The sequence below is a fragment of the Mucilaginibacter conchicola genome (assembly GCF_003432115.1).
Lineage (GTDB): Bacteria > Bacteroidota > Bacteroidia > Sphingobacteriales > Sphingobacteriaceae > Mucilaginibacter > Mucilaginibacter conchicola.
In genome coordinates, this window is record NZ_QWDC01000008.1 from 1 (window position 1) to 19,561 (window position 19,561).

The following is a 19,561-nucleotide window of genomic DNA, read 5'->3' on the forward strand; positions in this document are numbered from 1 at the left end:
AGCAAAGTATCGCTTTAAACAAAGAATACCCCTGAACACTCGCTGCCAGGGGTATTACCTAAACCTTATCACATATAGGTATAATACCTAATGAATGCTGCAAGTAAGCAAAATATTCTTTAATAGAGTAAAAATTAAAACAGTTAAATACAACTTCAGTATTGTATAATACAACCCACCGTGGTTCGGTACGGGCGGTTGCATTCCGAGTTTTGAATTGCCTGTCAATGTCGTCAGGCTTAATTCTCAGGATATGCACAGCTCACAACAAAATATTGCAGGCGGCCTGCCGGTCACACTGACTCCGGAGGAAGTATTGAACCCTTTGACCGTGTTAGATGAATTTTTTGATTTTGACCGCTTGGAAAGAGCTGTTGATATACTTAAACAATGGCGCGATACTTTAATTACGGATGCTTTCTTCGTCAATGCAAAAGGCAATCCTTCCGGTCTGCTCTCCTTTCATAAAAATTGTACCAGGCTTGTCGAGGCACTTTTTCTTTTGAAAGACCTCGAAATGCAAGGGCCGGCTGAAGAAATAAAGAGTGAAGATAAGCGCAAAGCAGAACTCAATATCGTGATGGCGATGCTGACGACCGCTGAGATGCAGGATGTATGTGCTACATTACGGGAGATCTTTGAAAACCGTTCACTATCGTCTTTCAGGTCCTCGCTTTATGAGTGGCTGGAGGTTGGTCTGTCTAACCAGCCGGCTAACGAATTTATACCGGCAGCTGAAATGATACCGCTGTATGACACCATGCAGAAATTTTTTGCTATAGCATGGCTGTTAAATTATGGTGTTATAAAGTTATCAGGAGATAAAGGTCAGTTGCTACACAGTTCTGTTGATACACCGATAGAAGGGTACAGGGGTAACCCGATAACGCTGTATCAGCTTGATAAAGATATATCGTTATATAAAGATACCGTTATACAGCTCGTCGGGATGATAAAGGAGAAGGTGAGCACGATAAAAGCAATATTCTGCTTAGGGAAACCACCGGTCGCTGATGCGAAGATCTATCTGTATATTCTCACACCGGAAACTGAAGAACAGAGAGCGCAGAACCTTGTCAATAAGATCGAGGACATCTGCAGGCTTGTGCATCCTGTTGTTGCCCTCGTCCATCACCAGTGGCATACGAACGCGGGATTTGATCAGGATGACCTGTTCGTCGCTAATGCTATGAACGCTGCACTTGTTTACCTTTCAGGCGATCTGATCCTGCCGGTCCTTCCTCCACTGAACCGGATCGCTGTCGCCGACAAGGCTACTTATAAATGGAGCCGCTGGTATAAGCAGGGTAATGACCTGCTGAAAGGTGCGGAGTTTTACATCGGCTGCGGGGTGAGCAGCATAAGTATATTCAGCCTGCAGCAGGCGGCCGAAGCTTACCTGATCGGGATCATTAAAGGTGTCATGGGATACAAGCTGAACACACATAGCCTGACAAGGCTTTTATTCATAACGGAAATGTTTACGCAGGATATCAAACTGGTTTTTGCAGATCTGGATAAAGAGCTGTTCGATGAACTCAGAAATGCTTATCTGAATGTCCGCTTCAGGGATTCACTTTCGGGAGATATTTCTAAAGCTGAGCAGCTCTTGCCGGTGATCCGAACGCTCGGTGATGTCGTTAACAAAGTTTATCAGAAGCATTACCTGACGAATAACATTTGATCTGAAATTATAAGTGAAACTAATAATTTATAAGCTGAGTTTATAAATGATCATCGCTTTCCATTGAGTATCTTTGCGATATCATCGTATTTATAGTAGATGATCCCGCCGACTTTTGAAAAAGGGAGGGTGCCGTTCACACGCAGGTTTTGCAGTGTGCCTGATGATATCTTCAACAGGTTCTTGACCTGGTAGCTTTTAAGCAGTTTTCCTGTTTCGGGTGCCTTGTTGCCGATGATGGCCCTGATGTCTTCCAGAAGTTTAATTCTGAAGTCCTCAAGGTCTTCTTTGGTGATGATCTCTAATGCCATTGGATTTTTGTTTTTGCAAAATTCATGAGCTGAAATCAATTTTCATCTGTAGCTTTTCGGTAGTACCGATAAATAAGATTTTAAAAAGTAAAGTTTCAGAATAATTAGATTTAGTAACTTTCAAAATAAATTCTGACTTAATACGAAAACCTTATTTTAGATAATTAAAAAAATCTAAAATTAAATAAGCTGCTATTTTAGTTTTTTGATTAAAACTGAAATAATGACAATCACTACTACAAGTTTTGTGATTTTTTGTTCTTGAGGATGCTAATGTCGCGCCTTAAGAACGATCAGAATTATGAAGCTTGGTAATGCCTCTCTAACCCTGCCCTTAGTCTGAGTGGTCAAAATCTTTGTGTAACCGGCAGTTACTTAGTACACAATCGGCAAACCACCGCTTGACGTTCAGAAGTGACACAAATGTATCAGATATGCCATACGGGTCGTAAAATTATTATTTATATGGATTCGGTCTGTTTCGACATCTTTAAATCCGCATTCTTCTGAGTGATTGTCATTGGCAATATATGGTCACTCATTACACAGTGATGTGTGGATACAGCAATACTGGTGGAATCCGACCTTAAGAGTCGCGCTTTTTCTTTACTTCCCGAAAAATTACAGCCATAGTTTATAATTAAAAAAACAACTGTGTAAGATTTTCCGGTAATATCATCAAAGGCACTTTCGGATGTGCGGAAATCTTGCGGCAATGACTTGGATGCAACCAGCTGTTCTTTCGGTGAACCATGGTCAGCAGATCAATTTCTCCATGTTCACTTAACCAATTGAGTCCATCGTCAGTATTTTCGTTAAAAATACATCGGTAATAAATTTTGGGATAACACAATCTGTCTGTAATTTCATCCAGGAAAAGATTTATTTGTTTCGCCTGTTGACCAGGAGCATCAACGACATGGGCAATCAGAAGTTCTGCATTGAAATATCTCGCAAATTCTGCCAGATTGCCTAACAACGCGATATCATCCGCATGCAGGTCTGTTGCAAAGGCGATCTTTTTGATCGGACGTGTCATAAAACTTTCCGGAACCAATATCAGGGGAAAAGTTGAAAGACCGATAAGACTTCCAGTAGCGCTTCCATAGAACAGTCTTTTCCAAAAGTTTTTACCGGACGCCCCGATAACCACAACTCCCCCACCGGACGTCCGGAATATTTCCATTACGCCTTTTGCGACAGTCCCTGCGCCGACAATTGTACTTATTTCCGGTGCATACGATCCGTCGTTACCTCTCAACGGCAAACTATTTTGTAAAAAAGCCAGCTCCTTTTCAGTGTTTTTCCAATTCTCGTTGTCCGCCTCTCCTCCGTACCCATCATGTCCGGGGACAACCGCATACGGGATTTCATCCATCACATGACAAATCTTTAATCTGGCATGCAGTTCCTGTGCAATCATAAACGCAAATCGAACCGCATTAGTGGCAGCTGGTGAAAAATCTGTCGGTGCAAGTATCGTTTTCATAATATCAACTTTATTCCAAATTTCTCACTAAACCAATTTAATTAAAGTGACCATGGTCAAGTTTAGCGTGATAAAAACCTGATTGTTGTCATGTCGCCGGAAATGAATGCTGCCGATCTTTACAGCGACCAAGATGAAGAAGATCGTTATACTGACAGATCATACCCCCGCTGCTCAAAAAGTAGCGACGCTGGCAACCAAAATGGCCGCCAGGCTAGGTGTGGTTCCCGTACTCGTTGAAATCGTAATTGGCCAGGAAATGACAGCAAAAGCGCTTGATTGGCAAGGAAGGTTGAAAGCAGATGCAATTCAGTTGAAAGAGATCATGCATAATGACGACCGGGAGATCAATATTATCACCGACAGGATCAGTTGCCTGCACCCGCTAAGGTTTGATAACATGAAACGAGCAGATATTCTGATGATAGTTTGTTATGCAAAAACTACGGTAGACGCACTGAAAGGTTTTAGCCACAGCAGGAATCTCGCACTTCTTTCTGTTCCTGAAAATGTCACCATCATTAATTGGCAATATATCGTGTATGCAAGTGATCTTCAACCTGATGATGTAAAACTGATTAAAAAAACAGCAGCGACCTTCAGAGGGGCCGCGAAGCATATTCAGGCAGTTCATGTAATGCAAAGTGATTTCATTCCGGACTTCTTACAAGAGCGGCGGGCAGCGGAATTAAGGGCCGGACTCAGAAAACTAAAATATAAACAATTGTCATACCGAACGCTTTATGGAGAAAACATCATACCCAAACTAACTAGCTATTGTATTGAAAATGCGGCCGATATGATTGCCCTGAATTACAAACAAAAAAACATGATCAAACGACTTATATCCGGTGATACCTGCGGTCATCTTCTCAAAGTGGCTCAACTGCCTGTTTTGTTTCTTAACAGGTAAAAGAATTCCGAAAATAGCATACACCACAGGCCTATAGAAATGATTAACGTCTTGCCCGTTTTAACTATCCTGTCTGTTCTAAAAATGATATTCATCACTTTTTTCGAAAGTGTTCGTTGTAGATTTTTGGTTCTTTAATTGAGCATATTTGGCGGCGTTAAAGCTAAAAAGCTAAATTAGATCATGGAAAATGCAAAACTGCTGGACGCCATCATTCAGAATGCTATTGATGGGATCATTACTATAGATGACAGAGGGCAGATTGAAACGATCAATCCGGCAGCTTGTATTTTGTTTGGTTACGAACCGGAAGAAGTCATAGGAAAAAACGTTTCTCATTTAATGCCTCCGCCGGATCGTAACCGGCATGACGAATACATCAGCCGTTATCAGCATACAGGCGTCCCGCATATTATAGGCATAGGCAGGGAAGTTACCGGCTTGCGTAAAAATGGTTCAACATTTCCGTTCCGGCTGGCGGTAAGCGAGGTTGGTTTTTCAGGCAGAAAGATCTATACTGGCTTTATCCACGACCTGAGCAGGCAAAAAGAGGCTGAAGAACAGTTGAAAAATTATGCTTCCCATCTGGAAGATCTTGTCGAAGAACGGACGCAGTCTCTCAAAGAGACGGTGATGGCCCTGCAGGACGCGAAAGAGGAAGTGAGTTTATCTCTGGTTAAAGAAAAAGAACTAGGCCAGTTAAAAAGTCGTTTCGTATCTATGGCTTCGCACGAATTCAGGACGCCATTAAGTGCTATACAACTGTCTGCGTCATTAGTGGATAAATATGCACAGCCTTATGAAAACGAGAATATCCGCAAGCATGTGGGTAAGATCAAGAACGCAGTGGGTAATCTCACGACTATACTAAATGATTTTCTGTCGCTGGAAAAACTGGAAGCCGGCAAAGTCGAACCCGCATATCTGCGATTTGATCTGGTGAAGCTTTCTGAGGAGATCACCGAGGAAATGCAGCTGATCGCCAAATCAAACCAGCATATCATTTACCAGCATACAGGCAAGGAATGCCTGGTTACCCTCGATCAAAACCTCCTTAAGAATTGCATTTTCAACCTGATTTCTAACGCCATCAAATATTCAGGCGAGGATACGTTTATTGAATTCAATACTGAAATAAGCGACGGTAATTGCCTGATTGCTATCAAAGATAACGGCATCGGCATCCCGGATAAGGAGCAAGAGCATTTGTTCGAACCCTTTTTCAGGGCGAACAACACCGGCAGCATACCGGGCACAGGATTAGGATTGAACATTGTAGCACGTTATACCAAGTTGATGAACGGAGAAATTGAGTTTAGCAGCGAAGTCAATCGTGGTACATCATTTAAAATTTTATTCAGTAATATATGAAACGGCAAGTATTGATTATTGAAGACAACACCGATATCCGTGAAAACGTAGTAGAGATATTGGAGTTGGCGGAATACATGGTTTTACAAGCTGATAATGGTAAAGCCGGTGTTGAACTGGCCTTAAAGCATAAGCCGGACATTATTCTTTGTGATATCATGATGCCCGACCTGGATGGTTATGGTGTATTGTATATGCTAAATAAGAATACTGATACAAGTACTATCCCCTTTATCTTTTTAACGGCTAAAGCAGAACGTGTCGACTTAAGAAAAGGCATGGAAATGGGCGCTGATGATTATTTGACCAAACCATTCGATGATCTCGAATTACTGAACGCCATTGAGACCCGTCTCAAAAAGAAAGAAGCCCGGGAAGAATTTTATAAAAAGCCGCTTGACAGGCTGAACAATTTGTTCGCTAAAGAAAGTGGATTGGCGGAGTTGAAGCGTATTGTAGCCGAACGTAAAAGCCGCGCTTTTAAAAAGAATCAGGTAATTTACTATGATGGTGATAAGGGAAACGGCTTATACATTATCCTGAGTGGTAAAGTTAAAACTATGAAACTGGCTGAAGACGGGCGCGAACTGATGACGGGTATTCACATTACGGATGATTACCTCGGTGTAAATGCTATGCTGGCCAATGAACCTTATGCAGATACGGCAACGGCGCTTGAAGATACACAGCTTTGTCTGATCCCTAAGGAACAATTAGACGCCCTAATCAGCCAATATCCCGATGTAGCGCAAAGATTCATCAACATACTTGCAAATGACGTTCGTGATAAAGAAGAGCAACTGCTTCAATTAGCTTATAACTCTGTTCGTAAACGAATGGCTGATTCTCTTCTGAAGTTATATCATCAAAACACAAACAGAGATAGCTTTAAGATCAGCAGAGAAGACCTCGCCGCCCTGGCAGGCATGGCGACAGAAACGGTTAGTCGTACGCTTACTGACTTTAGGGAAGAGGGGCTGATAGAAAAAAAAGGCAGTCAGATCACCATCACCGATGAAAAGCGGCTGGCGAAAATGAAAAACTGATCAGGGTCATTTTTCACGCTGATAGCGCTCATACGATTGGCTTTTTATCCGGGTTAATTTTGATAAAATTAATTGCGGATGAAAGTAGTAGCGTATAGCATTAAGCCGTTTGAGAAGGAATTTCTTTCAAGAGCCAATCAAAAAAAACACGATATAACTCTTATATCAAATCCACTAAGTATTGATACCGTCGTTTTTGCAACGGGTAAAGACGCCGTTGTGGTATTCAGCACTGATGAAGTCACAGCACAAATAATAGAATACCTCGCAAATGCAGGAGTCAAATTTATAGCGACTCGTTCGGTCAGCACGAATCATATTGACGTACCGGCTACCGGTAAGTTCGGCATAAAAGTAGCCAATGTGCCTGTCCATTTATCCGGGGACGTTGCAGAGCAAACTGCCGAAGCACTTCAGGCCATTGCAGACCAAACCATTATTAATCTGGACATGTGGCAGCAAAACAAATGTGTTGGGGACGCCTGTGCGTGCGCTAAAAGGTGTCGTACTTCAGTTTCAGGAAAACATTAAAGCAAATCATTATGAACACAGTGCTAACAACTAAATACAACGTTGCCGCGCCGCGTTATACCAGTTACCCAACTATGCCTTATTGGGATACCGAAAGGTTTACTTCAAAGCAATGGGAGTCGTCGGTAAAGGCATCATTTATACAAAGCAATCATAGAGATGGTATCAGTTTGTACATTCACCTGCCTTTTTGCGAAAGCCTTTGTACTTATTGCGGCTGCAATACGCGTATTACGGTAAATCATGGAGTTGAGCTGCCTTACATAGAAGCAGTGCTAAAAGAGTGGCGTATGTACAGGTCATTAATGGATAATGAGCCGGTGATACGCGAGCTGCATCTAGGCGGTGGTACGCCCACATTCTTCAGTGCAGCCAACCTGGGTCTGCTTATCAGCGGCATACTGAAAGATACTTACCTGCACCCGAAAGCAGAATTCAGTTTTGAGGCACACCCGGGCAATACCACGGTAGAGCATCTGCAGGTTTTGCATGATCATGGCTTCAGGCGATTAAGTCTCGGCATACAGGATTTTGACCCGGCTGTCCAACTCATCATTAACCGATACCAAACGTTGGAGCAGGTACGCGAGGTAACTCATGCCGCCCGCAGAATTGGTTACACCTCTGTCAATTACGATCTGATCTACGGCCTGCCATTACAAACGCTCAACAGTCTTATAAGAACCATGCACCTGGTGAGCGAACTGGTGCCCGACAGAATAGCCTTTTACAGCTATGCCCATGTTCCCTGGATAAAGCCCGGTCAGCGCAAGTTTACCGAAGCAGATCTGCCCGATGCACCAACCAAAGCAAAATTGTATGAGATAGGACGTAGCCTGCTTAAAAACTACGGCTACATGGAAGTAGGCATGGATCATTTTGCCCTCGCCGGCGATCAGTTGCTGACCGCGGCTCAGAACGGCGAACTACACCGCAATTTTATGGGTTACACTAGTCAGCATACGCAGCTACTTATCGGGCTTGGTGTATCGTCTATCAGCGATTCATGGTATGCTTTTGCCCAGAACGAGAAGAAGCTGGAAGATTACCTCAATGCGATAGAGCTAGGCGTATTGCCCGTATTTAAAGGCCACATCCAAACCAATTCAGATCTTGCTGTCCGGAAACATATTCTGGAGATCATGTGTACCGGCAAAACCACCTGGAATTACCACAAAGAACCTTTTGAGGAATTAGCCGCAGGTATTGAGCGCCTGGAACCCCTTGCGCATGACGGCCTGATAGAGCTCTGCTCATGGGGCTTGCAGGTAACGCAAACGGGTCAGCGTTTTCTCAGAAACATTTGCATGGCACTGGATGCCCGCCTTTGGGCTGATAAACCGGCAACGCAGTTGTTCAGCATGGCCGTTTAAAATTCTTCCATCTATTGATAATGAAAGCCGCCTGAGAGAGGGCTTTTATTGAGTCTTTTTTGTTCAAAAGTGATTTTTACTCAATGTTCTATTATCTACATTTAAGACCCTATACACGTAGAACAAAAAAAGGCCGCTTAAAAGCAGCCTTTTGATTGTAGAGTGATTTTTGGAAGATTACAAGGCGAATATGAGCAGCAAGGTCAGGTTTGCTAAGATGCTTACTGCAAAGAAGGCTAACAACGTGCGGATGCCTGCGCCGCCCATACCAGCGATAATGTTTGAAAAAAACAGTCCCAGTGTCACGGCCAGTATCAATACAGGAGCGTTAAAATAATAAAGTAATACTGCTGGTAAAGGTAAAAAGAGTACGCCTTGGGCGATCAGCGCTACCATAAACCACATAGTGCGGTTTGGCGCCTGTTTATCGGCCCATGTGGCCAGTTTGTTTAGTGCGCTGGTGTTGTTGATAGTTGCCGGAGCCCAGTTTGTGGTATTTGCTATAGTTGCCATGGTTGTTTAATTTTTATACCACAAAGTTGCTGCAAAACTGATCGGTAAACCATGACGGTAAGCTTGTAGAAAAGTGATAATGGTCACATTTTAAGATCAGTGGCAGATACTTACCCCAACCGCCTTTACCAGCGGGCTCAAATAAGGAATATCCAAATTTGCGCCCCTTAAAATGAACCACGCACCCAGTAATATCGTCAGGTAAGGCATCGTTTTATTGATCCGCAAACGCATGGCCGGACTAAAGGCTTTTACGCTCAGCGCAGCTGTCACCATCAGGGGGATAGTTCCCAACCCGAACCAGAACATAAATATACCGGCATCCAGTGGCCGTGTGGTGTTCAGTGCCCCAAATAAGGCTATATATACAAAACCGCAGGGGAGCAGTCCGTTTATCATGCCCAATAGCAAATGACCGGCGCGGTGTTTTATGGCTATGCCGATAAGTTTGTAGAACGGAGCTGTGATATCAAACCCAAAAACAAAACGCCTGGAGTGGAACAATTTTGATAAACCCGCAGTAACAACCACTACACCACTAACAATGCTCAGCGTTTGCTGCATGCCGGCTAACCATGCCAGCCGGCCAGCGTAGCCCAGTATAAAGCCCAACGCAGTATATGAAATCACGCGGCCAAAGTTGTAGCTCAGCTTATCAGCAATGGCAAACCACCAGCCGTTTTTTGCTGATGGTATGCCGAAAGCCAGGGGCCCGCACATGCCTACGCAATGCACGCTGCCCGCAAGGCCAATAAAAAACGCTACCACATTATTTCCCGTTAACATACAGTTCTTGTTTGTACAGATACTCGTTACTTTCACTCACCCAATTTAGAGTAGCGTTGTATTGGCCGGTAATCAGTCTGTCTGCACGAATGGTGACCACGTTATCAGCGTCGGTTATTAGTTCAAAAACACGGTCCTTGTTTCTACCCAGGTTACTGATAAACCGGATAGTGCCGGTGGCGGGTTTAACGAACCTGATGGTGATAAAACCTTTGCCTTGCTTTATCAGTGGTTGGGCATGGTCTGTTATTACCTTCCGTTCGCGCAGGTAATCTTTATCAAAGGCGAGTCCTTTTTCGTAATACTGCTTGTCATAATCATCGGCAGGTTGTTTAAACATGCAGAAACTCAGGCTTACTATAAAGCTTACGAAGGCAACCATGCCTATTACAATTCCTTTTCCCCAGTTCATGATCTTAATTATTTACAGGCCCGACAAAAGAAGTGCTTACCGTTTCGATAACCCTTTTGCCGGATACTAAATTTAGTTTGATAGTTGTTTTTGGTGTGTTAATAGAGGCGGCAGGCTTCATCACAAAGAACACCACTTTTATGGCGCCGCCGCTTGCGATGATTGCCGGCGCCTGAATATATTTAACCTTCACTGCCGCATCCTGCGGTTGAATCGTGATCTGCTGTCTTTGGTTCGATTTATTGATGATCTCGGCGTTGTAGATATTACTGACGTAGCCGCCGGGTTGTTCCTGGTAAAGCATGCCGGCGCTGCGCATAATGGTGATATCCAAATCGCTGCGGCTAAAAATAAACCAGCTCAAAACGCCGATAAGTATGATCATGACCGCATAGTAACCTGTCATACGCCAGGTGATTGAAGGCTTTTGCTTTTCGCTGATCATATTTTCGGAGTAATACCCGATCAGGTTGAGCGGCTTATTGATCTTTGCCATCACATCGTTACAGGCGTCAATACAGGCGGTGCAGTTGATGCACTCCAGTTGTGTGCCTTTACGGATATCGATACCTGTGGGGCAAACCGCTACGCATAAATTACAATCCACACAGTCACCCAAACCAGACTGTTTTTTGTCCCTGCGTAATTTACCGCGCGGCTCGCCCCTGGTATCGTTGTAGGCCACCACAACCGTATCTTTATCTATTAATACCCCTTGCAGCCTGCCGTAAGGGCATATGACCGTGCAAACCAACTCGCGCACCTGGCTGTAAACCAGGTAAAAAACCACGGTAAACACCCAGATACCTGCAAAGCCCGCCACATGCATGGCCACGGGCCTGGTCATTATCTCCAGCAGATTATCGCTGCCAATGACGTAGGCTAAAAACGTATTCGCTATCAGGAAAGATAGCAGAATGAAGATCAAATGCTTAGCGCTTTTCTTCAGCAGCTTTTCATTCGTCCACGGGCCTGCATCCAGCTTGCGGCGCCTGTTGGCATCTCCTTCTATCCAGATCTCTATCCGGCGGAAAACCATCTCCATAAAAATGGTTTGCGGACAGATCCATCCGCAGAATATCCGGCCAAAAGCAATGGTAAAAAGCGTAACAAAAACCACAAACACCAGCGTAGCCAGTACGAAAAGGAAAATATCCTGCGGCCAGAACACCTGCCCCAGCAGCACAAATTTGCGTTCCATAAAGTTCAGCAACAGTGCAGGTTGTCCGTTTATCCTGATGAACGGGCCGGCAAAAAACAGGATAAGGTATAGGTAACTGATCGCAGAGCGCCAGCGGTATAGTTTGCCTTTGCGTAATGCCGGGTATAGCCACTGCCTTTTCGCACGTGCTGCCACTGTGGCGTTTGTGTCCATCTTATTTTGATGCTAATTTTTCTTCGCCTTCTTTTTCGCCCTGCGGTTCTTTGGCTCCAGCCGGGTGCGAGCCCTGCAGCGTAAGGATGTAGTTGGCCACATTGGCGATCTGCTTAGGTGTTAATGACTTTTCCCAGGTAGGCATGCCCTTGGCCTGTACGCCGTATTTAATGGTTTTAAAAATGTCGTTTATCTTGCCGCCGTGAAGCCAGTATTCGTCCGTTAGATTAGGGCCAACCAGGCCCTGCGCATTTTCGCCATGACAGGGTGAGCAGCTTGCTTTGAAAACCGTCTTGCCTTCGGCAAGCATGCCTGCATCGTTCTCTATCTTCACCGAGTTTTCATCAACCAGGTTGGCTGCTTTGCTCAGGTAGATCTTTTTCTCTATCTCGGCCTCGGCCATCTCGGTCTTGTACTCGGCATATTGCAGCTCGCCAACACCAAAAACGTGGTAGATCATAATATAGCCGGCCGCGAAAGCAATGGTAATGTAGAACAGGTACATGAACCAGGCGGGGGTAGGGTTGTCCAGTTCCTGAATACCATCGTACTCATGGTCTATCAGCAAATCTTTCTCCGCCGACATTGGCTTAAGCGACAACAATTTCCGCCATAACTCGCCTTTTTCTTTCCTCCGCTTCGCCGGATTCATTTTCTCCTCTATCTCGGCCCGGGTCAGACCCTGGTCTTTAAGTAATACCCTTGCCAGCGTGCGGAAGGTACGCAACAACACCAGCATCACCACCAGGAACAGAATTACCATGGCGATGACCACACCAAACCCTATATAATTCTGCAGGTCTGCAGATGACAGGCTTTTCTCAGCTTCGTCCTCTGCTACGGCCGGGATAGTTAAGGTTACGAGTCCGGCTATCATGATAAGGCGCTGTTTCATAGCAGGAAAGGTTTAGCGTTATCAGTTTTATCGCCCTCAAGCGGAAGACTGCTCATGTGTGCTACGTGGCTTTTATTGAGTTTGAACAGTATCACTGCCACCACGATGAAGAATACCAGGAATATACCCAGTGAACAAAGCAGGTATATCTGGTGTCCGTTTATATTTTCGGTAAATTGCTTAAACATATAATGTTATTTATTTGCGGTTTTATTGGCTTTAATATCAGTACCCAGCCGTTGCAGGTATGCGATGATGGCGATGATCTCTTTATCGTTCTTCACCTTTATTTTGTCCTTACCAAGATTATCTGCAATGGCGCTTGCCTGCTCAATCAGGTCTTGGTTGGCTTTATGCTCATAACCTGCCGGGTACGGTACACCCAGTTTGCGCATGGCATTTATCTTGGCGGCAGTAGTGGTGGTATCCAGTTTTTGAGTGATGAGCCAGTCATAATCGGGCATGATACTTCCGGGCGACATGAGCCTCGGATCCATCAGGTGGTTGTAGTGCCAGGCGTTGCCGTACTTTTGTCCCTCGCGCGCCAGATCGGGCCCGGTACGTTTTGATCCCCACAGGAAGGGGTGGTCGTACACAAACTCGCCGGCCTTGCTGTACTCGCCGTAGCGCTCGGTCTCTGAGCGGAAAGGCCTTACCGTTTGAGAGTGACAGTTAGAACAACCTTCGCGGATGTACACATCCCGGCCCTGCAACTCCAGTGGAGTATAAGGTTTTACACTGGCAATGGTAGGCACGTTTGATGAGATGGTCATAGTAGGCATCAGCTCGATGACAGAACCTATGAGGATAACCACCAGCGCGCCAACCATCAGGCGGATAGGCCTGCGCTCCAAACGGCGGTGCCAGCCATGTTCCTCTGCCGGGTTTAAGGCGGGCAGTGGCATAGCCTCGGCACTTTCATCAGCTACCAGCTTTCCTTGTTTCATGGTGCGGGCCAGATTATAGGCCATCACAATTACGCCCAGTAAATAGAGCGTGCCACCGATAGAGCGCATCACGTGCATGGGTATAATGCGCAGCGTGGTCTCTAAAAAGTTTGGGTATTTAAGGATGCCTTCCGGCGTAAATTCCTTTAGCATCAGCCCCTGGGTAAAGCCCGCCCAATACATCGGGATGGCATAGAACAGGATACCCAGCGTACCTATCCAGAAATGGAATGCAGCCAGTTTTTTTGAATATAACTGTGTCTTATAAATGCGTGGCAGCAGCCAGTACAGGATAGCGAAAGTTAAGAAGCCATTCCAGCCCAGCGCGCCTACGTGTACGTGGGCAACTATCCAGTCACTGAAGTGGGCTATACCGTTTATCTGTTTCAGCGAAAGCATAGGTCCTTCAAAAGTGGCCATGCCGTAAGCAGTCAAACCTACCACCATAAACTTCAATACCACATCATCGCGTACCTTGTCCCAGGCACCGCGCAGGGTAAGCAAGCCGTTGATCATGCCGCCCCAGCTCGGTGCGATGAGCATAATAGAGAACACCACGCCCAATGATTGCGCCCAGCCCGGCAGGGTGGTGTACAGCAGGTGGTGTGGACCCGCCCATATATAAATGAATATCAGTGCCCAAAAGTGAAGAATACTAAGTTTATATGAGTAAACGGGACGGTTTGCCATCTTTGGCAAAAAGTAGTACATCATACCCAGGTATGGTGTGGTCAAAAAGAACGCAACCGCGTTGTGTCCGTACCACCATTGCACCAATGCATCCTGCACGCCGGCGTAAACCATATAGCTTTTAAAGGCTGATACCGGTAACTCGAATGAATTGACAATGTGCAGCACCGCAATGGTCACAAATGTGGCAATATAAAACCAGATGGCGACGTACAAATGGCGCTCGCGGCGTTTAAATATGGTACCGAACATATTGATACCGAACACCACCCATATCAGTGTAATGGCTATATCAATAGGCCATTCCAGTTCGGCATACTCGTGCGAGGTGGTAAAGCCCAGTGGCAGGGTAATTACTGCTGACACGATGATAAGCTGCCATCCCCAGAAATGGATCTTGCTGAGCATATCGCTGAACATGCGCGCTTTAAGCAGGCGTTGCAGCGAATAGTAAACACCCATAAATATGGCATTGCCTACAAAGGCAAAGATCACCGCATTGGTATGCAGCGGGCGTATGCGGCCAAAAGTAGTGTACTGGTTGCCCATGTTCATGGCGGGCTTAAAGAGTTGGATGGCGGCGATCAGGCCCACCGTCATGCCGATGATGCCCCAAACGATGGTGGCTACACCAAAGTTGCGGACGATCTTATTATCATAGTAAAATTTTTCGGGCTGCATATTGTCTTAAAATTGATGGTGTAAAGCTATTTTGGCTGCGCCTGATGCAGAATGATGCCAGTATGCTGAAAAGATGACCGGCGTCACTTATCTTCTTTCGGCTCCTCGTCATCATCCAGCAAAATGCGGACGGACGGCGTGTACAGATCATCATTTTGCCCTGAGCGCTGCGCCCAGAAAAATGCCGACAGAAAAGCCAGCGCCAGCAGTACGCTGCAGCCTATCAGGAAGTAAATGATGCTCATATCAGGTTTCTCCTTTTTGCAGCAATGTGCGTGGCTATGCTGGTGAATGATATAATGGTGGCCGTGCTCAAAGGCATCAGTATAGCGGCAGTAAGAGGAGACAACATTCCGCTTACCGCATAACTTAAGCCTATCAGGTTATAGGTAAGCGAGATCAGGAAAGACGCATGGATAATTTTCACCGTGCTTTTTGAAAAGCGCAGAAAGAGCGGCAGTTTGCTGAAAGCGCGGCCATCCAGTATGGCATCGCAGCCCGGCGAAAAATTGTTAACGTTGTCGGTCACCGCTATGCCCAGGTCACTTTGTTTTAGCGCACCGGCGTCGTTGAGGCCGTCGCCGATCATCGTCACTTTTGCCTTCATACGCTGCAGAAAACGTACAAAATCCAATTTGTCCTGCGGCGACTGGTTAAAGTGCATGCTGTCAGCTTCTTTAAAAACGCTAAGCAGTTCATTCTGCTCGTGATTGCTGTCACCGGAGAGCAGGAAGAGTTGATAATCGCTATCAAGTCTACCGATGTTATGCAATCCATCGCGGTAGTGTTGCCTGAAGGTGAAGTGACCCAGATGTTCACCATCAACCATCAGGTGGACTTTGGTGGCGTTCGCATCATCTTTATATCTGCCAAACAAAAACCGGCCGCTGCCAATTTTTACCTCACTCTCCCCGATGCGGGCGACAATGCCTTTGCCCGGCGTTTCCCCGTATTTTTCGACAGGAAGTTTAGTTAGGTTACCCATATACCGGCATATCATGCGCGACAGCGGGTGGTTTGAGTTACTGCACGCGCTGTAAATGAGCTGTTTTTGATGATCATTCAGCTGGCCGGTCAGGTCGATATGGTTATCGGTGGCTGTGGTGATGGTGCCGGTTTTATCAAATACAATAGTATTGATGCGGGCCAGTTGCTCTACCACTGCCGTGTTCTTGAGATAGAACAGGTTCCTGTCGAAAATGCTTAATGCGGCAGACATAGTGAATGGCGTACTCAATGCCAAGGCGCAAGGGCAGGCCACGATCAATACTGCGGTAAGTGCCGCAAGTCCTCGTTGCCAGTCGGGCAGCCAGAACAGGAGCGAGCCGGTGGCGATCATCAATAGCACAGAAGTAAAATACTTGCTCACCCGTTCGTTAAAGGTTTGCATACGGTTATCATTGCTTCGGGCAAAAGCCTCGTTATTCCATAACTGAGTGAGATAGCTTTGCGACACGGGTTTTATCACTTCCAGCTCAATAGCCTCGCTGGTTTGGCGGCCACCGGCGTAAATAATCTCGCCCAGGGTTTTGCTAACGGGTACTGATTCTCCGGTCACAAAGCTGAAATCGATCAGAGCCTCGCCTTTTAAGAGTATAGCATCCGCAGGAATAATTTCATTGTGGCGTAGCACAATGCGCCGGCCAACTTTAAGGTCTGATAAGGGCACAGGCTTTTCACCTGCTTCGGTAATTACCTGTACAGCCACTGGGAAAAATGAACGGTAATCACGCTCGAAAGAAATATGGTGATAAGTTTTGCGCTGTACAAATTTGCCCACAAGTAGAAAAAATACCAATCCGCAAAGTGTATCGGCAAAGCCTGCTCCACTTTGGGTAAGTACTTCTGTTATGGTACGAAGAAACAATACGGCTATTCCCAAAGCCAGCGGGAAATCGATATTCAGCACCTTATTCTTCAGATTGTTCCACGCTGACTCAAAGTATTCCCGGCCGCTGTAAAACACCATAGGCAGCGAGAACAGGATGTTCAGCCATCCGAAGAAATGTTTGAATGATTGCTCAAACTCCGATAAGCCAAGGTACTCCGGGAAGCTCAGCAGCATCACATTGCCAAAACAAAAGCCTGCAACAGCAATACGCTGCACAAGATTATCTTTTGGGATGGCGTTCTGCTTTTTGATCACATCCTGCAGGCTGATCACCGGCTCGTAACCGATATCGTATAACAGCTCCACCAACCCGCGCAGCGTTATGTTTTGGGTGTCGTACTTAATGTTGAGCTGTTTTTTCAGGAAATCGATACGGCAATAGTAAACAGCGGGGTTAAACTTATTCAGTTTCTCAAGCAACCATATACACGAGCTGCAATGGATATGCGGAATATACAGGGTAACAATGGTGAGTTTATCGTCGGTATAATCTACCAGTTCAGTCACTATCTGCGGCTCATCCAGGTAGTCAAAGCGCTTATCAATACGGGCTCGGGTAGCACCGGGGTGGTCATTAAAGTTATAGTAAGTGCAAAGGTTATTATCTGCAAGTATGCTGTAGACTGCTTTGCAGCCCTGACAGCAAAACGGTTTATCCTCGATACGATAGCGCGTTGTCAGGCAATCCTCGCCGCAATGGTAACAAACTGTTTTTTCGCTTAAAATGCTTTCCGTCATTTTGTGTGTTTTGTTGCTCAAAAATCAGGATAGCCCGCGGGGCGGGGAATGACGATAAACGGTGCAAAATGTGACCGCCGTCAGTTTTTATCAGGTATTGCCGCAATACTTTTGGCGGTATGAGCCACACATTCCATATACCCGTTTTAGGTTTAGGTTTTTCTATTGATACGCCGCTTAAAGTGGCCCGCTACGGCATCTCCTCGGTAATGTCAATTGTTGATGATGAATTGATAGAACGGATCCGCGAATATCATTGCTTGCAAAATGCCATCCCCTATATCGCCATCAAAAAAAACGCGACTGATTACCGCGCCCGCCGCATAACAGCCTACCTCAATCTGGTAAAGCAATTGGTTGATAAGCAGTTTGAGGCTTTGCAAAGCCAGGGTTTTGAGCAGGGCACAGACCTGCACAGATACTTTGATCTGCTGCCCGAGATATCTCAATTGAAGCAAGGCTTTGACCTGATGATGGAATATCCCGAAGGCGTTCGAAAAAAGATCTTTGAGAACATCCTGCGCCAAAAAATGGTGAAGGGCGCCATAGACGTAAATATTATGGCCAAGGTAGATAAGATGAACTTTGACGGCGAAGGCAATTATACCGGCGATGTAAACACCGATGCTCTTGCGGCGTTACGTGGTTTTGCAGAAAGCGAACTTTCTGCTTCAGTGGTGCTATCCGCGGGGATGAACCCAAGGCTTTACAGTTATATTGATTGCTTTACTGATTTCTTTCCGGACGAAAAAGGCCTTATTAAAAAGAAGATCATTCTTAAGGTGAGCGATTTCCGTTCGGCGTTTATACAGGCCAAGTTTTTGGCGAAGAAAGGTTTGTGGGTGTCTGAGTTCCGGATAGAATCTGGTTTAAATTGTGGCGGGCATGCCTTCGCTACTGAAGGCTATTTATTAGGGCCAATATTGGAGGAGTTTAAAGAGCGCAGAGGGGCAATGCGCGAAGAGTTGTTCGGTTTGTATAACACCGCGCTCATCAGTAAAGATATTATTATTGACGAGATGCCAACTCAACGCATTACGGTACAGGGTGGTATCGGTACTGCCGAAGAAAACGAGTTTTTAATGCGATACTATCAACTGGATGGTACAGGCTGGGGGAGTCCCTTTTTATTGGTACCCGAGGCCACGAATGTAGATGATGAAACACTCACAAAATTGGCCGCATCAAAAGAGGATGATTATTATGTAAGCAATGCCTCGCCATTAGGTATCCTGTTTAATAATTTTAAAGGCAGTACGATCAATGATCTGCGTTTATCACGTATGGAGCAGAACCGCCCCGGCAGCCCATGCACCAAGAAATTTCTGCAAAGTAATACCGAGTTTACTGACAAGCCCATCTGCACGGCATCACGCGAGTATCAAAACCTGAAAATAAAAGAGCTGGATAAACTGGAACTTTCTGAAGCTGAACACGAGAATGAGTTAGCAATTATCACAGAAAAGATTTGCCTGTGCGAAGGGCTGTGCTCATCAGCTTATATCAAGTATGATATGATCAAACCTAAGGAAACCAAAGCCGTTGCCGTTTGCCCTGGGCCAAACCTGGCTTATTTTAAACGGATGTTCTCTTTAGATGAAATGGTCGGCCATATCTACGGGAAAATAAATGTCCTTACCGACTTAAAACGCCCGCATATGTTCTTAAAAGAACTACAACTATACGTAGATTATTTTAAGGCAGATGTTCAACTATCTATGAAGACAATGACGGCCAAAAAAAGCCTAAGGTTAGATAAATTTAAAGCGCAGCTTATTGCAGGCATCGGATATTACAGAGCTTTACTTACTATTAATGAGTGGTCAAGTCCCGACATGATTGAAGCTCTTGACAGATTAGACCAAACTATTCTTAACTATTCATTTTAAAAAATATTTATCCTCACTCTACGCTG

At 45.4% G+C, this 19,561-nt stretch carries 18 protein-coding genes; 7 read left to right on the forward strand and 11 right to left on the reverse strand.

The genetic code is table 11. The features are described 5' to 3' along the window. The first annotated feature begins 253 nt into the window (after positions 1 to 253). Complete coding sequence (locus D0C36_RS23870) at positions 254 to 1,684, forward strand: HEPN domain-containing protein (protein ID WP_117394255.1); 1,431 nt, start codon at positions 254 to 256, stop codon at positions 1,682 to 1,684. A 50-nt stretch (positions 1,685 to 1,734) separates the two neighbouring features. Here D0C36_RS23870 and D0C36_RS23875 read toward each other — a convergent pair whose 3' ends face one another. Together D0C36_RS23875 and D0C36_RS23880 are read right to left on the reverse strand one after the other, a co-directional pair. Continuing rightward, on the reverse strand, positions 1,735 to 1,995 hold the full coding sequence (locus tag D0C36_RS23875) for a helix-turn-helix domain-containing protein (protein WP_117394256.1): 261 nt from the start codon (positions 1,993 to 1,995) through the stop codon (positions 1,735 to 1,737). A 640-nt stretch (positions 1,996 to 2,635) separates the two neighbouring features. Next, a complete protein-coding gene (locus D0C36_RS23880) occupies positions 2,636 to 3,484 on the reverse strand; it encodes a universal stress protein (RefSeq protein WP_117394257.1) in 849 nt (282 codons plus the stop codon). A gap of 133 nt (positions 3,485 to 3,617) precedes the next feature. Between D0C36_RS23880 and D0C36_RS23885 the strand changes: the two genes are divergently transcribed. The 5 genes from D0C36_RS23885 to hemN all read left to right on the forward strand — a co-directional run bounded on the left by D0C36_RS23885 (position 3,618) and on the right by hemN (position 8,718). Further along, positions 3,618 to 4,397 (forward strand): universal stress protein, encoded by a 780-nt coding sequence (locus D0C36_RS23885; RefSeq protein ID WP_147322092.1) that lies wholly within the window; start codon positions 3,618 to 3,620, stop codon positions 4,395 to 4,397. 183 nt (positions 4,398 to 4,580) lie between these two features. Beyond that, a complete protein-coding gene (locus tag D0C36_RS23890; protein ID WP_117394259.1) occupies positions 4,581 to 5,768 on the forward strand; it encodes a PAS domain-containing sensor histidine kinase in 1,188 nt (395 codons plus the stop codon). Further along, complete coding sequence (locus D0C36_RS23895; protein ID WP_117394260.1) at positions 5,765 to 6,814, forward strand: response regulator; 1,050 nt, start codon at positions 5,765 to 5,767, stop codon at positions 6,812 to 6,814. Before D0C36_RS23890 ends, D0C36_RS23895 begins: the two co-directional genes overlap by 4 nt. 78 nt (positions 6,815 to 6,892) lie before the next feature. After that, positions 6,893 to 7,345 (forward strand): Rossmann-fold NAD(P)-binding domain-containing protein, encoded by a 453-nt coding sequence (locus tag D0C36_RS23900; protein ID WP_117394261.1) that lies wholly within the window; start codon positions 6,893 to 6,895, stop codon positions 7,343 to 7,345. A gap of 11 nt (positions 7,346 to 7,356) precedes the next feature. Continuing rightward, the gene (gene hemN, locus D0C36_RS23905) at positions 7,357 to 8,718 is read left to right on the forward strand and encodes an oxygen-independent coproporphyrinogen III oxidase (RefSeq protein WP_117394262.1); all 1,362 of its coding nucleotides are present in this window, start codon (positions 7,357 to 7,359) and stop codon (positions 8,716 to 8,718) included. Between the two features lie 177 nt (positions 8,719 to 8,895). Here hemN and D0C36_RS23910 read toward each other — a convergent pair whose 3' ends face one another. From D0C36_RS23910 to D0C36_RS23950, 9 genes are all read right to left on the reverse strand, one after another. Continuing rightward, positions 8,896 to 9,231 (reverse strand): hypothetical protein, encoded by a 336-nt coding sequence (locus tag D0C36_RS23910; protein ID WP_117394263.1) that lies wholly within the window; start codon positions 9,229 to 9,231, stop codon positions 8,896 to 8,898. Between the two features lie 96 nt (positions 9,232 to 9,327). Then, the gene (locus tag D0C36_RS23915) at positions 9,328 to 10,017 is read right to left on the reverse strand and encodes a sulfite exporter TauE/SafE family protein (protein ID WP_117394264.1); all 690 of its coding nucleotides are present in this window, start codon (positions 10,015 to 10,017) and stop codon (positions 9,328 to 9,330) included. Further along, entirely contained in the window at positions 10,001 to 10,429 is a 429-nt protein-coding gene (locus D0C36_RS23920; RefSeq protein ID WP_117394265.1) for a FixH family protein, read from the reverse strand. The genes D0C36_RS23915 and D0C36_RS23920 overlap by 17 nt, the downstream gene beginning before the upstream one ends. A 4-nt stretch (positions 10,430 to 10,433) precedes the next feature. After that, positions 10,434 to 11,804 carry a cytochrome c oxidase accessory protein CcoG gene (gene ccoG, locus D0C36_RS23925; RefSeq protein WP_117394266.1) on the reverse strand — a complete coding sequence of 457 codons (1,371 nt, stop codon included), beginning with the start codon at positions 11,802 to 11,804 and terminating at the stop codon, positions 10,434 to 10,436. Position 11,805: 1 nt separating this feature from the next. Next, positions 11,806 to 12,699 carry a cbb3-type cytochrome c oxidase N-terminal domain-containing protein gene (locus D0C36_RS23930; RefSeq protein WP_117394267.1) on the reverse strand — a complete coding sequence of 298 codons (894 nt, stop codon included), beginning with the start codon at positions 12,697 to 12,699 and terminating at the stop codon, positions 11,806 to 11,808. Further along, positions 12,696 to 12,887: a hypothetical protein gene (locus tag D0C36_RS23935; protein WP_117394268.1), complete on the reverse strand. Its 192-nt coding sequence runs from the start codon at positions 12,885 to 12,887 to the stop codon at positions 12,696 to 12,698. The genes D0C36_RS23930 and D0C36_RS23935 overlap by 4 nt, the downstream gene beginning before the upstream one ends. Before the next feature lie 6 nt (positions 12,888 to 12,893). Next, positions 12,894 to 15,017, reverse strand: a complete 2,124-nt coding sequence (gene ccoN, locus D0C36_RS23940) for a cytochrome-c oxidase, cbb3-type subunit I (RefSeq protein ID WP_117394269.1) — start codon at positions 15,015 to 15,017, stop codon at positions 12,894 to 12,896. An 83-nt stretch (positions 15,018 to 15,100) separates the two neighbouring features. Next, positions 15,101 to 15,262 (reverse strand): cbb3-type cytochrome oxidase assembly protein CcoS, encoded by a 162-nt coding sequence (gene ccoS, locus D0C36_RS23945; protein ID WP_117394270.1) that lies wholly within the window; start codon positions 15,260 to 15,262, stop codon positions 15,101 to 15,103. Continuing rightward, a complete protein-coding gene (locus D0C36_RS23950) occupies positions 15,259 to 17,646 on the reverse strand; it encodes a heavy metal translocating P-type ATPase (RefSeq protein ID WP_117394271.1) in 2,388 nt (795 codons plus the stop codon). Before D0C36_RS23950 ends, ccoS begins: the two co-directional genes overlap by 4 nt. A 119-nt stretch (positions 17,647 to 17,765) precedes the next feature. On the opposite strand from D0C36_RS23950, the gene D0C36_RS23955 reads away from it, so the two are divergent. Next, complete coding sequence (locus D0C36_RS23955) at positions 17,766 to 19,535, forward strand: hypothetical protein (protein WP_117394272.1); 1,770 nt, start codon at positions 17,766 to 17,768, stop codon at positions 19,533 to 19,535. Positions 19,536 to 19,561 lie beyond the last annotated feature (26 nt).